Raw genomic sequence first — 14719 nt, forward strand, 5'->3', positions numbered from 1 at the left:
AACCTCTCACTTCCGAATTAAATTTAATGTCAGTATTCCTTTTGCAGGCAACGACAATGTGTCATGACAAAGGTTCGTTCCTTGGTAGACCAAATAATCGGAGAACACTTCCGTCTCCAACGCTTCCGCTTGCGGATTCCATATTCTAACTTCAATTCCTTCATCCTTTTGACGCACCGCACTTACCTGGACGTTTTGATTAGAAAACATAATCAGGGAAGGAGTCTCGCCTATGCCGGACCGTATAATTGGGGGATAACGAAACCTATTGGCCTGTTTTAACGTAGACATCGCATCTCTTTGAAAACCAAAACCATATTGGAAAAATTGTTCTCCTTGGCACTGAGCTTCAGGGGTTTCAAATGATGGCCCCGCTCCGCCCCCTCGTGTTCTTAAATCATCTCTCGAAAGCCAGCCGACACTCCGAATTAGTGTCACTTCTAATTCATCCTTACTATTAATCTGATACTCTTGCAGACCACGATGCACAAAGCTGAATCTATTAAAATGGATGAATGAAGCACTAGGTTCGACGACGACCGGTACCTCCTTCAACTTTTCTGCATCATAATGCTCTTCTTTTAATGCTGGCCTCTGGATAACATCAAACGCCGTATCACTGTAGGAAGAATGTATCTCTTGGTTTGCAGGGAAGACAAGACGGAGTCTCTGATCTTTAGCGTTGTTCAACAGCTTCACCTGAACGTTTGCCATTGGATCATGACTATATAAGCGAATGACAAAATGAGCTTCCATTGTACGATCGTCCTTTGAAGGACCTGTTCTTTGTAAATTAAGACCAGCAGGTGTACGTAGATGAAGGGAATAGCTTAATTCCTGAAAATCCTGACTTTTCCTGACTTCAGGAGATCCTATGATCACTCCTTCTGTCACTACATCATTGATGGGTGGGGAATAATTATATTCATCTCCAGCATCTAGAGAGCTGTATAATCGGTTGACCCCCGGGAAACCTTCCCCTGTTTTTAAATCTTCCGCATACAATTCATTTTCTTTCAATGTTAATTTCATGTACTCATTCTGGATCGTAGGTTGATCATAAGAATCTGGCACCTGAGGTCGTCCCCCTTCAAGTGAAAATGTTTGGAGGGATAAAGCTGGAAGTCTTTTAACTCGAATGGCCAGCCGGTAATGCCAGACGCTTTTAAATTCTGGAAAAGCATCCGTAGGGGAATCAAAATGCCGCCCCTGTTTCTTATGAAGCACGACAGTATCCAGAACCTCTCCATTATGATTTTTTACGACGAATGGCCGATCCTCATAAAGCCAAACATCTCCTTCCATCCAACCGTTAAATTCATAAGCATGAGGATTGAATACAGCAAATTGTGTCATCTCATCGAACGGCTTACCTTCAGCCGGTCCACTCATCGCAAAATCCTGAACCCCCATTCGGTAGGCAGCTTCCTTTTTCAAAACTTCTACCTGTTGAGAAAGCTTTAACGTTCGCGTCTCCATTTCTTTATGTACGTCATCCACACTACATCCGCAAATGCTGTCGTGAGGGTGGTTTTGGATGAGCAGCTTCCAAGTTTGCTGCAAGTACTTTTCCATGTGATTCACACCCGCTAAAGCGAGCATCGGTTCCACATATCTAGTCAACTGATCTTCCATTCTTTGATTCTGTTCTTTTAAGTAAGTTCTCGTTGATAGAACATTCGGAAGTAGATAAAAATGATCATTCGATCGCATTTCACCTTCATAAACCTCTAGATCATCACATTCTTTCTCGACCCTGTTAAAATATTGCTCATAACTGGACTGGATAACCTTCACTTCATCCGTTTCCATCTTGCTCATCTGGCCTTTCATATCTAGCCACGCTGGCATTAAATGATCCCCGCCGTTGGTTAAAAGGAGTTGGTTCGTTTCTGTATAAGGCTTGACTTTATCTATATACGTCTGAAAAGCGTTAAAAGGGTCTTTTTCATTCAAAATCGGCTGGTAATATCCTTCAGGTAAAAAGGCGGTTAATACACGGCTGCCGTCAGGACTCTGCCACCAGAACTCTGACCTTGTAGGCTTAACTCCCCTCCAAAGAACCGCATGTTTAATTTTGAAAGCTTCCAAGATCTGCGGCATTTGACTAATATGGCCGAATGTATCCGGTAAATACCCGATCATTTGTGAGCCTCCCAGGTTATTGGCCATCTCCAGCCCTAGCTCAAGATTCCGCCACAAAGATTCACCAGAGACAAGAAATTCATCAGCCAAAACGTACCAAGGACCAACAATCAACTTTTCATCCTTGATTAGTCGACGAACCTTCTCTTGTTGCAGATCGCTGCAAACGTCAAAGTAATCCTCAAGGGCAGCCATCTGCCCGTCGAGGACGAAACGCTCAATGTCTCCTGTCTCTATGCCATGGACAATCCGCTCCATTACATGAATGAAGCGGTGGCGAAATACTTCAAAAGGGAGATACCATTCTCTGTCCCAATGGGTCTGGAAAACGACATGACACGTATAAGTTTCCTGCTTCATCCTTTAACTGCTCCTTTCATGGCTCCAGCAATAAAGTAACGCTGAAGGATAGCAAATACGATGATGATCGGGAGTACAGAAATAATAGAACCTGCGGCAATATAGCGCCAATTCGAAGAGAAGTTTCCTTGCAAGGACTGAACTCCAAGTGGTAACGTGTACATGCTCTGATCATTCAAAATGATAAGCGGCCACAAGAAGTCTCCCCACGCCATCATAAACGTAAAAATAGCTAAGGTTACCATGGATGGACGGACAAGAGGCATCAGGATTCTCCACCAAATCTGCAGGGCGTTGGCACCATCCATTCTGCCTGATTCATCCAGCTCGTACGGGATTGTCAAGAAAGCCTGCCTCATAAGGAATATTCCAAAAGCTGTCGTAGCGTGCGGCAATACCAAACCTAAATAGGTATTTTGCAAGCCTAAATTCAATGCGAGAATATAGATAGGGATCATCAAAAGCTGAAATGGAATCATCATCGTACTGATGATTAAGATGAAAGCTATATTCTTTCCTCTAAAGTTCATTCTTGCTAATGGATAAGCAGCAAGAGAACAAAATAATAAGTTGGCACCAACCGTTAAAACAGCTACGACTGTACTGTTAAAGAGATACGTAAAGAAAGGAAAGTATTCCAGCACGGCCCCAAAGTTAGCCAACGTTGGATTCTCAGGAATGAATTTCGGGGGATAAGCAAAGATATTTTCAGACCCCGATTTTAGTGACGTTGCTAAAAGCCATAGAAAAGGTCCGACCATGATGATCGATACAAGAATCAGCGTTAGATAAGAAAGGGTCGTTTTAATAATCTTTCTCGGTGCAGGTTTCCCCTTTTTTTGTGTTCGTTTGATTTCTATGGGCTTGGGATTCACTTGGTGTTCTTCTTTTTCATCAACTTGATCATGAGATTCTTGTTTCAACGCTTCAGAATTTAATTTCATATCTTCATCACCCTTTCATCGCCTGTTCACGTCGATTCATGAAAGCTATATTAACGATGGAGAACATGAGCGTAACGATGAACAGAATAACTCCTGCAGCACTGGCGAAGCCCATCTCCAAACTGTCGAAAGCCTCATTATAAATATAGTAAACAAGAGTCATAGAACTGTTTAATGGTCCACCCTGAGTCATTACATAGATTTCTTCAAAAACTTTCATCGCTGAAATCGAAGACATGATGGTCACAATCATAATTGAAGGCATTAAAAGTGGAATGGTAATATGAATGATTTGGCGCCATTTACTAGCTCCGTCGATATCTGCAGCTTCATACAAATTTGAAGGGATGGCTTGTAAGCCTGCCAAGTAAATGACCATATAATAGCCCATCCCTTTCCATACGGTTACCGCCATAACCGCAAACAAAGAGGTCGATGTAGAAGTCAGCCAGTGGATGGGTTCGTCTATGACACCGAACGTGTCCAGTACATAGTTTAGAACACCTTGATCGGCATACATCCATTTCCATGCGATCCCAACAACAACCATTGATGTTACTACAGGAAGGTAGTAAATGGATCGAAAAAAGGTGATTCCCTTCAGCTGTTGGTTAACCAAAATAGCCAGAAAGATAGGTAAAAAGACAAGAGCAGGAACAACGATCACTAAGTATAAAAGGGTTTGGCCGAGTACTTTCCAAAACAATGGATCCGCAAACAGTTCTTTATAGTTGGCCAGCCCTACAAAATCAGGATTTTTTTGAATCATATTATAATCGGTAAAACTCAGCCAAATGGCCTGAATCATTGGGTAAAAAATAAATGCTCCAAGAATGGCACAACCTGGCAGTAAAAACAAAAGCGGGGTGAATTTACGTTGATTCATTACTTTTCACTTCCTTCCTCATCTGTGATGCTAAGAGAGCTGCACCATACATCCCTGAACGGTTCTTATACAGAGATGGTGTAACTTCTGTTCTCACACCTTGCTGTTGTAAGAGATCCTTCATTTCATCCCACCAATATTCTCTCGACTCAATCACACCTCCACCTAGAATCATTCGGTCAGGATCCAGACTTATGGAAATGTTTTCAATCACTAAAGCAAGATCGCTAATAAATTGCTTAACAACCTCATTTACGCGGGCATCGTGTTCTGCATCCTTAAAAACATCCTGGCCATGAGGGTAGGCTCTTCCTGTCTTCTTTTCTGCTTCTTTTCGCAAAGCAGAACCAGAGATATACTGTTCCAAACACCCTGACTTTCCGCAGTTACACGGACGTCCTCCGGGATAAAGTACCATGTGCCCCCACTCTCCACCTTGGTGATGGGCGCCGCGAACAACCTGACCGGAAAAGTAGTTCGCACCACCCACCCCAGTACCAAGGGTCAACATGACTGTATCCTGCGTCTCGACTAGAAGATTCTTGAAGTACAACTCTCCTATTAAAGCCGTATTCGCATCATTATCTACTTTTACAGGGATGGTGTAATTTTCTTCAACCCAGGATTGTAAAGCGAACCCATGCCAGCCAGGCAGATTCTCCGTCGCATATTCAACGACTCCCGTAGCCACATTGATCCTGCCAGCGCTTCCAATTCCGATGCCTTTTATTTGTGTTTCACTCGCCTCTATCAGCTCTCCAATCACACATTTTAAACTAGATAAAATAGCTGACTTCCCTGCCTTTGCATCCGTGGGAAATGTGCTCATATGAACCAATTCCATCTGTTCATTAAGAAGGACACCCTTTACGGTAGTTCCTCCGATATCGATCCCAATCACATTCAACCCGATCACCTCTGGCAAAGTTAATAAATTTTATTAATAACAGATCTCGCGGTCTTTTCTTTCATTTCCAATGATCGCTCTTTATCATATAGAGCAAGCCCTGTGCACAATAAATCGATGATGAATAATTGGGAAATCTTCGCAGATAGCGATCCACCTTCAAGAGGAGACTCTTTTCCTCCACTAAGGAGCACATAGTCTGCAAGCTGGGTGATCGGTGACCGGGCATAATAGGTAATGGCAATGACTATGGCACCGTTTTTCTTCGCAATTTCCAATGAATCTAACGTATCTTTCGTACTTCCGGATAAGCTGATTCCTACAACCACATCCCCTTCTCCTAATGTAGCTGCACCCATAGCCTGAATATGGGGATCGATGATAGCATCACTATGTTTTCCGATTCTTAGGAGTCGGTTTTTTGCATCAAGAGCCGTCAGCCCCGATGTTCCTACTCCGTAAAAATGAAGATGATTCGCCTTGGCAATAGCTGAAATACATGCATTCAACAGCTCTTCATCGACCATCTTCAACGTTTCATCTATAACCGATTTCGTATTATTAGCTATTGCATACTGCATGCCGTTCTCGACGACCTCTCCTTCTTTCTCATCGTTCGATAATGTTTTCGCCAAAGTTAATTTGAATTCCTGATACCCTTTGAAACCCAATTTTCTGCAAAAACGTAAGGCTGTGGTCTCCCCTACACCAGCTTTGTCCGCAAGATCAGTGACCGAACAATATAGGACACTTTCGATATCCTCTAACACTTTATCAGCAACTTTTTGCTCTGACTTCGTCAGGGATGGATAATAGCTACGGATTACGCTTAACAAATTCCCCTCCAACAACTTTTGCGTCATGATGAACACCTGCTTTCTTCATTTGATCTGTAAAACGTTTCGTAATCACTTGTGGTCTTGTAATCGCTGAACCTACCACAACAGCATGGGCTCCAAGTCCGAGCGCATGTACGGCTTCTTCCGGGCTCCAATACCGCCCTTCAGCAAGGACAGGAACCTTCACCTTATTTACTAACCGATGGACCAAGTTGAAGTCCGGTTTAGCATGTTGAGGCGAATAGTCTGTGTAACCAGATAAGGTTGTACCGATACAGTCAGCCCCGATTTTTTCAGCTGCTAATCCTTCGTCAGCGGTTGAAACATCGGCCATGACGATTTTACCCTGTTCTTTAATATACCGAATCAATTCTTTCAGTGTTTCTTTCCCCGGCCGCTCACGACATGTAGCATCCAGTGCAATCACATCAACGCCCGCTTTCAATAACTCATCGATTTCTTTTTTCGTAGGAGTAATATAGATTTCACACTCTGAATACTCTTGTTTGACTAAACCAATGATCGGCAGCTGCGTCACCGATTGGATTGCCTTTATATCTTGATATCCATTCGCACGGATTGCCGCTGCTCCTCCAAGTTCTGCCGCCACAGCCATCTTGGCCATTAGATGTGACCCATGAAGTGGTTCATCCTCTAAAGCTTGACAGGAAACGATCAACTGACCATCTATCTTTTTAAAAAAATCCTCTTTTTTCATCTGCTCACCACCATCCATAGGTTCCTTACTAATGTTTCATTCGATTTTAAAAGAAGGGAGAGGCACTGGGCTCTCCCTTCTTATCAAAGGAATGGCTTATTGCAAAGCTGCATTCCACTTCTGTTCAGCATCCGCCAGTGCATCTTCAATCGACATTTCACCAAGCATCGCCGCTTGAAGGGCATCTGTCATCGCTTTTTGAAGGTCAGAGTAATTCTTCATCGGTGGAACAAGTACCTCGGAATCTTTCAGCTGTTCGGCTGAAATAATACGCGCTTCATCTTCTGGGGAAGGATCCTCTGGAAGTTCATTGAAATAAGGATCTTCTAGAGCCGTCTCAATGGATGGAAGAATGGGTACAATCTTATCAAATTCAACTTGGTTTTCAGCATTGGTCATGAAAAGAGAGAACTTGACAGCTGCATCTTGCTTATCACTTTGTTTCGGTACCACAAGGTTCATCGCAGCAACATTCATCAATCCTGTTTCACCCGTAATGATAGGAGCAACACCGGTAGCTTCATAAATATCGGGCGCGTTCTCATTCACTGTATTTAAGAATTGTGGACCAGAGGATAGCACAGCCAACTGACCTGCCTGATACATATCGACCGCTTTCCCGTGCCCTTCTGTCAGCACTTCACGTGGAATCAACTCATTTTCATACATATCGACAAAGAATTGGAACGCTTCTTTTCCTTTTTCTGTGTTGAAGGTAGCTTTTGTCATGTCTTCATTCGTCAGTTCAACACCCATGGTAACCATAGTTTCTAGTAAGTGGCTTCCATCAATGGAAGGGAAGAAAGCATATTGACCTGTTTGTTCTTTGATTGTCTTAGAAAATTCCAGTACATCCGCATACTTCGTTGGGACATCATCACCAGTCATTCCCGCTTCTTCTAGAATATTGTTATTGTACATACTTACTTGAGAAGATAAGTACCAAGGGATTCCAAACGTTTGATCGCCGAAAGAGTTCGACTTCCAGATGCCTTCAAAATATTCTTCTTTCTTTTCATCAGGAACCGCTTCATCCATATTCACAAGTGCATCCAGTTCAGCCAATTGAGAAGCGAATTGCGGGTTCAGGTTTACCACATCTGGTGCTGTTTCAGAAGATACGGCAGATAAAATTTTCTTCTCCATATCTCCCCATGGCACGTCAACCCACTTAACCTTGATATCTCGATTTTCTTCCTCAAAGTCTGCAATAACTCCTTCAATGTACTCCGTAAAGGTCGGTTTCAACTGCATCGTCCAAAACTCAATTTCTTCAGCTTCTCCGGAATCGGAAGAATCTTCCCCTTCAGCCGATCCTTCCTCACTTGAACCTGAGCATGCAGCTAGAAACAGCATGAAAGAAAAGGTGATAACCAACAAAAATGAAAACTTTTTCAAACCCCTCATCTCCTTATGTTTAATAAAATATTTTAATGGCGGAGGATAAATCTTCCCGCCAACACTCCCATAAGTGACCATGATCGTTTTCGACATAGGTATGTTGTTTTGTTTTTATACTCGTTTTTATTTGCCGATTTCTTGTGAGTATGTAGAGACGTTTATTGGTAATCGGTGAAACAAAATCATCTTCTTCTGTCCCTACCGTTTGATAAATCGTCCAAGGCAAGGTTTTGTGGAGATTTGCTCCAATTTCTACATCCTTTTCCGAAAAAGCCGCAGATTGAAGTAGTATATGTGTCCATTGCTGCGGATCATAAAGAGCGATTCGGAAACTTACTGCACCTGCGAGTGAATCCCCAAGCATACCAAGCTTTCTAATTGTGAATTTGTTTTTAAGCGCGGGTAATAATTCCTCGTAAATAAATTGCTGAAAAGCTTGTACATGATTTCCTTCAGAATGGTAATAATGCCAACGGTCTTCGGAAGAACCTGGCGGTAAAAGAATGAAACAAATGTTTCTCCCTCGCCCTTCTTGTAAATCCTTCTCAAACTGTTCTTTAAGCTTCCCAATTTCTAAGTAATCGTCTCCATCATGAACTAAAAGGAGATCAACTTCTTCATCTGAAGCTTCTTCCGGTCGAAGGGCTCTATAGGTGATCGTTTTCTTCAGAAAAGTGCTTTTTATTGAATGATTTGTGATGACGCTTTTCATCATCATCACCCCCCAATTTTGTAAACCCTTTCATAATACAACCCTACCATAGGTTTATGGATTTGTGAATATTTTCTTTATATTTAAAAGTGAAAAAGGATTAATCCTTCATTTTTCAGAAAAATAAATATAACCAAGACTTTAGAACTCTCCAAAATGGACATATACTTCTTTCTATGTAAGCTTGTCTATTAAAACTTCAAGCAGCACTGGCCATTATGTACCTTCAACTAACTGGTACTCCTTTACTCGAGACTTGGCCCTATCTTTCTGCCATACCTGGGACCATTGTAAATATGAAAGCCTCAGCTTGTTCAATTCTTTCTATTTGATGTTCATCCTTGAGCCCTTTTACCAAGCATCAACCCCTGTCTGTGAAACATTGTTCCGCTCTAAAACATTTTATTAAAGGCGTCTTCAGAGGGAAGGACGCCCTTTATTGTATAATACAGGAAATTTACATTTGTACATTGCTGCATGAAAGAGTATACTCAACAATGTATTGAATTCAGAAGGACGGTACATGAGGACATCACGCAGAGGCTTGGAGCAATTAAGCATGAAGACTTTAAGCTGATTGCCTGTTAATTGAACAAAGCGAACAGTCTCTTCATATTGTCTGTAGGTTTAACTAAGATGGCTGGCAAGCGGTTGATAAGCTTCCACATATCAATGTGCCGAGTGTCGCGGTCACGAACAATCCCGACAGTCTACGGCATGAGCTGACGGATTATGAAGTGAGTGCGTCAGTCCAGAAAATAACCTATGGTGGATACGGCGCATCAGCAAGATCAAAGCTCGTCATGCTTTGTGATCTGATTTTTGAGTACATATTGAAGATAGTAGCGGAAAAAGGGAAAGAGGGATAGATAATGTATAACGAACCGATATTTTTAGCACCCGAATTCAAAGAGCGACTATGGGGTGGAACGAAACTGAATGAATTGTTCGGTTACGAGCTCTCTTCGGATTATACAGGCGAATGCTGGGGAATTTCCGGACACGCCAATGGTCCGTCATTCATTAAGAACGGCCCATTGAAAGGAAAAACGCTCGCAGAAGCATGGGCAACGAACCGCGAATTGTTTGGAGGCGAAGATGGCGATGAATTTCCATTGCTCGTGAAGATTCTTGATGCAAAAAAAGACCTGTCTGTGCAGGTGCACCCTGATGATACGTATGCCCGTGAAATTGAAGGTGAAAATTACGGAAAAACGGAATGTTGGTATGTGATCGACTGTGAAGAAGGAGCGGAAATCATTTTCGGTCATCATGCGTCGACGCGGAGAGAGCTTGAGCAGATGATTGATGCTGGGGAATGGGACGACCTGCTCCGGACAGTGAAAGTGAAGCCGGGTGACTTCTTCTATGTACCGAGCGGAACGATCCATGCCATCGGTGCCGGCATCCAAATTCTTGAGACCCAGCAGAGTTCTGATATTACGTATCGTGTGTATGACTATGATCGTGTCGGTCAGGACGGGGAGAAACGCGAACTTCATTTGAAAAAATCCAAAGAAGTTACAACCGTGCCGCACGAAAACCCTGCTCTCAATCAAGAAAAATCCATTGAAAACGGACTGGTGCGCGAACAGTTGGTGAAAGAGAATTACTTCACCGTCGAGCGCTGGGAGCTGGATGGTGAAGTGAACGGGCTTTCCGACCACTCTTATAAGCTCGTCAGTGTACTTGAAGGGAGTGGGGAAGTAATTGTGGATGGGAAAGGTTATTTGTTCCGTAAAGGCGATCACTTCCTCCTCCCAGCAACCGTTGCAAACTACGACTTGAATGGAAAAGCAACATTGATCGCTTCTCACTCAAATAAATAACTGTATTTTACGGAAGACCAAAAGTTCCCATTGGAATCTTTCCAAAAATAAAGAACCGGCTATTCCCCTGCCGGTTCCTTATTTTTGAGCTATATTTTTGTATCAAATCGTGAACCTCATTGATCTGCTGCTCACCTGCAAGTAATAAATTCTGTCGTTTTTTCCAGTCTCTGTAATTTGATAAGTGGTCAAGTTTTCACTTGCCCTTCTATAATTGACTATCTTATAAGAATCAAAAAAATTACTCTTAATTTTATTTGTCTTAGGTCCTAAACAGTCAATCATCTATTATATGTACCTAGAGTCATACACTGGCGCTCCTCAAATAGAAGGCATTGGAAAGTACCTAATATGACTAAATAAATCACTCCTCCACCTAAACGGTATTATTCAAGAACTTATGGTATCTACCATTTGAATACAAACTTAAATAAGATGTAAATCACAAGCCAAATTGGAATTGAAAATAACAATCCATTCAAACAACCTATAATAAATTTCCCCTCTCCATCATTCATACGTTTTCCATCCTTTCAAGATAGCATCCCCCTATTGTTTGCCAAGAATCGTAACAGTTAAACAAAAAAATATATGCATTAATCAAGGATTTAGTAACTCATTGTTTTTGTGAGAATAATAACACAAAAGTGGAGTTTAAAAATTTCAGTGATGTCATAGACTCAAATTCCATACTACTTTATACTTATATAGTACATTTATACATAACGAACAATAGAAAGGAAGATTTTCTTGTCTAAAACATTAATATTTGGTCATAAAAACCCTGATACGGATACAATATGCTCAGCGATTGTGTACGCAGATCTAAAAAAAGAACTTGAAGAAGATGTAGAGCCAGTTCGTCTTGGTGAAGTAAATGGCGAAACGCAGCATGCTCTCAAGCAGTTTAACGTAGAAGCACCCCGTCTAGTCGAGCGTGTTTCTGATGAGGTGGAACAAGTCATTCTTGTCGACCACAATGAGTTCCAGCAAAGTGCTGACGATATTGAGAAAGTACAAGTGCTTGAAGTAATAGATCACCACCGTATCGCAAATTTCGAAACAAAAGGTCCACTTTACTACCGTGCTGAACCGGTCGGATGTACGGCAACCATTCTAAACAAGTTGTTTAAAGAAAAAGGTAAAAAAGTTTCTAAGCCTATGGCCGGCTTGATGCTTTCTGCCATCATTTCTGACTCCCTGCTTTTCAAATCCCCAACTTGCACAGAAGAAGATCGGGAAGCCGCTGAAGAGCTTGCATCCATCGCTGGCGTTGATCCTAAGGAGTATGGTCTGCAAATGCTAAAAGCAGGAGCAGATATTAGTGATAAGACTGCCAGTGACCTAATATCTCTTGATGCCAAAGTCTTTAATATGGGCGATAAGAAAGTTGAAATTGCACAGGTAAATACTGTAGATACGAATGATGTATTATCGAGAAAAAGTGAGCTTGAAGATTCCATGGAAAAGACTGTATCAGAAAATGGCCTCGACTTATTTTTGCTGGTCGTTACAGACATCCTTGAAAGTGACTCATTAGTAATAGCTGTAGGAGAAGATTCTACTGGAGTAGGAGAAGCTTTTGATGTTACTTTGGATGGCAATCAAGCCTTATTAAAGAATGTAGTTTCACGAAAGAAACAAATTGTACCACCATTGAACACATACTTTGCAAAATAAAAATTATTAACAAATACAAAGAAGGAACATCCAGCCAAATGGATGTTCCTTCTTTGATTGTTTTCAAGTATTAACTTCACGTAACTAAATCGTCTTACTTTGTCAAACTAAAATAAAAAAATAGTAATACACACCAAACGGGGATAGATATCATTGTACCGTTAAAAAAACCTACTAGAAAGCTATTTTCTTTAAAGTACATCAGCAAAACTCCCCTCTCAATTCAAATAAAAAACTGCAAAGAAAGCGTTTTCATTATTGATATTATCACTGAATACCCTAAAATGTTGTAGAAAAAACAGGAGAGTGTGCTGATAGATGTTGTCATATCTTATCACGATTTATAAAGTAACTCTGTTGGTTTAAGAACTGTATTCTTTTACCATATCATGGACTTCTTGAAGTTCTTGTTCGGTTACTCTTAAATAATAAATCCCATCTATTTTTGTTCCTTTACCTTTCATCTGATACGTTGTCATATTCTCTCGTGCACTACGATAGTTAAGAAGTAAGTCCTGCATTATATTTGAATCCATATTTGTCTTTACGTTGTTCCCTAAGACATTCATAACTTCGCCAATTTTATTAACAGATTTGATACTCGCTCCCTTCTTAATGATTCCTTGTATAACTTTCCGTTGACGTTCATTTCGACCGAAATCTCCATTAGGATCTTGATACCTCATCCGTACAAAACCCATAGTTTGTGGGCCATTCATCGTTATATTCCCTTTAGAATACTTATACCCTTTTTTATAATATCCTCTATCTTTCCACTGTAATTCATTTTGAACTGTAATTCCGCCAACAGCATCCACCATTTGAGACAGGCCTTCCATATTCATTCTTATGTAATAATCTAACTGAATTTCTAATAGACTTTCAACGGTTTGAATGGCCATTTCAGTACCACCAAAGGCATATGCATGATTTATTTTATCCAATTTCCCCGCCTGCTTGGAGTCTCCTACCATTTCTGTCCGAGTATCACGAGGAATACTTATTAATTGACTTCGATCATTTTCTGGGTCTACTGAAAGAACCATAAGGGCATCAGATCGACCACGATCTCCTGACCGTTCATCAACGCCTAATAGTAAAATGCTGAGAGGTTCTTTCTTTTCAACTTTCTTTTTAGTTAATTCATGATTAATTGAGCTTACTTCTTGATTCATTTTGTTATCTACAGTATTCTTTGCTCCAGCATACAGTGTGTACGCATAAATGCCTATAGCTACAACGAGTATTAGAAACACAGAGAGTGGGACCTTCCGCCAAAGCCTACCTTTTTTCTTATCTTTATCTGCTCTTCTCATTCTTTAAACACTCCTGTCTTAAAATCTAAGAAGAGCAAAGCTAATTCACGATCAGCTTTGCTCTCTATTTTATATATTACGCTTTTAATTTTTCTTTTGTTTGGACTAAATTTTTTAAAATGTTCATTACATCATCTTTCAACTCAGGGTTCTCCAGAGCCATTTCAATTGTAGTTTGAATGAAGCCAAGCTTCTCCCCTACATCATAGCGAGCTCCTTTAAAGTCGTAAGCAAATACACGTTGTATCTCATTTAAATGCTGGATGGCATCCGTCAATTGTATTTCTCCTCCAGACCCCTTCTCTTGCTTATCCAAGAACATCATAATTTCAGGAGTTAGTACATACCGCCCCATAATAGCAAGATTGGAGGGTTCTTGTCCTTGTGGTGGCTTTTCCACAAAGTTTTTCACTTGATACAAGCGGTCTTTTTTATTTTCAGGATCAATAATTCCATAACGATGAGTTTGTTCACCAGCCACCTGTTGGACACCGATAACAGAAGAGCGTGTTTTCTCGTATTGATTAATTAACTGCTTAAGACCAGGTTCTTCTGAACGAATAATATCATCACCAAGAAGGACTGCAAAAGGCTCATTGCCAATAAATTTTCGAGCACACCATACGGCATGTCCCAATCCTTTTGGTTCCTTTTGTCTAATGTAGTGGATGTCAACATTTGATGTTTCGTTCACCTTATCGAGAATTTCAAACTTTTCCTTACTAACGAGGTTATCTTCCAGTTCGAAGTTTTTATCAAAGTGGTCCTCTATAGCTCTCTTCCCTTTTCCTGTTACTATAATGATATCTTCAATTCCTGAAGCAATAGCTTCTTCTACTATGTATTGAATTGTAGGTTTGTCAACAATTGGTAACATTTCTTTTGGCATTGCCTTTGTAGCTGGAAGAAATCTCGTTCCTAAACCTGCAGCAGGTATGATTGCTTTCTTAATTTTACCCATGTAATGGATTCCACCCTTCAT

At 41.0% G+C, this 14719-nt stretch carries 12 protein-coding genes; 2 read left to right on the top strand and 10 right to left on the bottom strand.

Annotated features, from left to right (window positions below; translation table 11 throughout):
* Positions 1 to 6 precede the first annotated feature (6 nt).
* From ACXACN_RS11840 to ACXACN_RS11875, 8 genes are all read right to left on the bottom strand, one after another.
* On the bottom strand, positions 7 to 2505 hold the full coding sequence (locus ACXACN_RS11840) for a glycoside hydrolase family 38 N-terminal domain-containing protein (protein WP_474964657.1): 2499 nt from the start codon (positions 2503 to 2505) through the stop codon (positions 7 to 9).
* Positions 2502 to 3449 carry a carbohydrate ABC transporter permease gene (locus ACXACN_RS11845; RefSeq protein WP_474964658.1) on the bottom strand — a complete coding sequence of 316 codons (948 nt, stop codon included), beginning with the start codon at positions 3447 to 3449 and terminating at the stop codon, positions 2502 to 2504. Before ACXACN_RS11845 ends, ACXACN_RS11840 begins: the two co-directional genes overlap by 4 nt.
* A 7-nt stretch (positions 3450 to 3456) precedes the next feature.
* Positions 3457 to 4335 carry a carbohydrate ABC transporter permease gene (locus tag ACXACN_RS11850; protein ID WP_474964660.1) on the bottom strand — a complete coding sequence of 293 codons (879 nt, stop codon included), beginning with the start codon at positions 4333 to 4335 and terminating at the stop codon, positions 3457 to 3459.
* Entirely contained in the window at positions 4322 to 5236 is a 915-nt protein-coding gene (locus ACXACN_RS11855) for an ROK family protein (RefSeq protein ID WP_474966860.1), read from the bottom strand. Before ACXACN_RS11855 ends, ACXACN_RS11850 begins: the two co-directional genes overlap by 14 nt.
* A 26-nt stretch (positions 5237 to 5262) precedes the next feature.
* The gene (locus tag ACXACN_RS11860; protein WP_474964661.1) at positions 5263 to 6105 is read right to left on the bottom strand and encodes a MurR/RpiR family transcriptional regulator; all 843 of its coding nucleotides are present in this window, start codon (positions 6103 to 6105) and stop codon (positions 5263 to 5265) included.
* A complete protein-coding gene (locus ACXACN_RS11865; RefSeq protein WP_474964662.1) occupies positions 6059 to 6799 on the bottom strand; it encodes an N-acetylmannosamine-6-phosphate 2-epimerase in 741 nt (246 codons plus the stop codon). The genes ACXACN_RS11860 and ACXACN_RS11865 overlap by 47 nt, the downstream gene beginning before the upstream one ends.
* 96 nt (positions 6800 to 6895) lie before the next feature.
* Complete coding sequence (locus tag ACXACN_RS11870; protein ID WP_474964664.1) at positions 6896 to 8197, bottom strand: ABC transporter substrate-binding protein; 1302 nt, start codon at positions 8195 to 8197, stop codon at positions 6896 to 6898.
* Positions 8198 to 8216: 19 nt separating this feature from the next.
* Complete coding sequence (locus tag ACXACN_RS11875) at positions 8217 to 8912, bottom strand: alpha/beta hydrolase (protein ID WP_474964665.1); 696 nt, start codon at positions 8910 to 8912, stop codon at positions 8217 to 8219.
* An 872-nt stretch (positions 8913 to 9784) separates the two neighbouring features.
* On the opposite strand from ACXACN_RS11875, the gene manA reads away from it, so the two are divergent.
* Together manA and ACXACN_RS11885 are read left to right on the top strand one after the other, a co-directional pair.
* A complete protein-coding gene (manA, locus tag ACXACN_RS11880) occupies positions 9785 to 10741 on the top strand; it encodes a mannose-6-phosphate isomerase, class I (RefSeq protein ID WP_474964667.1) in 957 nt (318 codons plus the stop codon).
* Between the two features lie 750 nt (positions 10742 to 11491).
* Positions 11492 to 12421: a manganese-dependent inorganic pyrophosphatase gene (locus ACXACN_RS11885; protein ID WP_474964668.1), complete on the top strand. Its 930-nt coding sequence runs from the start codon at positions 11492 to 11494 to the stop codon at positions 12419 to 12421.
* A gap of 362 nt (positions 12422 to 12783) precedes the next feature.
* On the opposite strand, the gene ACXACN_RS11890 is transcribed toward ACXACN_RS11885, so the two are convergent.
* Together ACXACN_RS11890 and galU are read right to left on the bottom strand one after the other, a co-directional pair.
* A complete protein-coding gene (locus tag ACXACN_RS11890) occupies positions 12784 to 13737 on the bottom strand; it encodes an LCP family glycopolymer transferase (RefSeq protein ID WP_474964670.1) in 954 nt (317 codons plus the stop codon).
* A 76-nt stretch (positions 13738 to 13813) separates the two neighbouring features.
* On the bottom strand, positions 13814 to 14698 hold the full coding sequence (gene galU / locus ACXACN_RS11895; protein WP_474964672.1) for a UTP--glucose-1-phosphate uridylyltransferase GalU: 885 nt from the start codon (positions 14696 to 14698) through the stop codon (positions 13814 to 13816).
* Positions 14699 to 14719: the final 21 nt, after the last annotated feature.

Source organism: Halobacillus sp. AWM4_238 (genome assembly GCF_056158265.1).

Excerpts from the sequence above, each read along its gene's own strand:
- ACXACN_RS11875 (WP_474964665.1), bottom strand. The coding sequence starts at position 8,912 with ATGAAAAGCGTCATCACAAATCATTCAATAAAAAGCACTTTTCTGAAG.
- ACXACN_RS11860 (WP_474964661.1), bottom strand. The coding sequence starts at position 6,105 with ATGACGCAAAAGTTGTTGGAGGGGAATTTGTTAAGCGTAATCCGTAGC.
- galU (WP_474964672.1), bottom strand. The coding sequence starts at position 14,698 with ATGGGTAAAATTAAGAAAGCAATCATACCTGCTGCAGGTTTAGGAACG.
- ACXACN_RS11850 (WP_474964660.1), bottom strand. The coding sequence starts at position 4,335 with ATGAATCAACGTAAATTCACCCCGCTTTTGTTTTTACTGCCAGGTTGT.
- ACXACN_RS11865 (WP_474964662.1), bottom strand. The coding sequence starts at position 6,799 with ATGAAAAAAGAGGATTTTTTTAAAAAGATAGATGGTCAGTTGATCGTT.
- ACXACN_RS11890 (WP_474964670.1), bottom strand. The coding sequence starts at position 13,737 with ATGAGAAGAGCAGATAAAGATAAGAAAAAAGGTAGGCTTTGGCGGAAG.
- ACXACN_RS11845 (WP_474964658.1), bottom strand. The coding sequence starts at position 3,449 with ATGAAATTAAATTCTGAAGCGTTGAAACAAGAATCTCATGATCAAGTT.
- ACXACN_RS11840 (WP_474964657.1), bottom strand. The coding sequence starts at position 2,505 with ATGAAGCAGGAAACTTATACGTGTCATGTCGTTTTCCAGACCCATTGG.
- manA (WP_474964667.1), top strand. The coding sequence starts at position 9,785 with ATGTATAACGAACCGATATTTTTAGCACCCGAATTCAAAGAGCGACTA.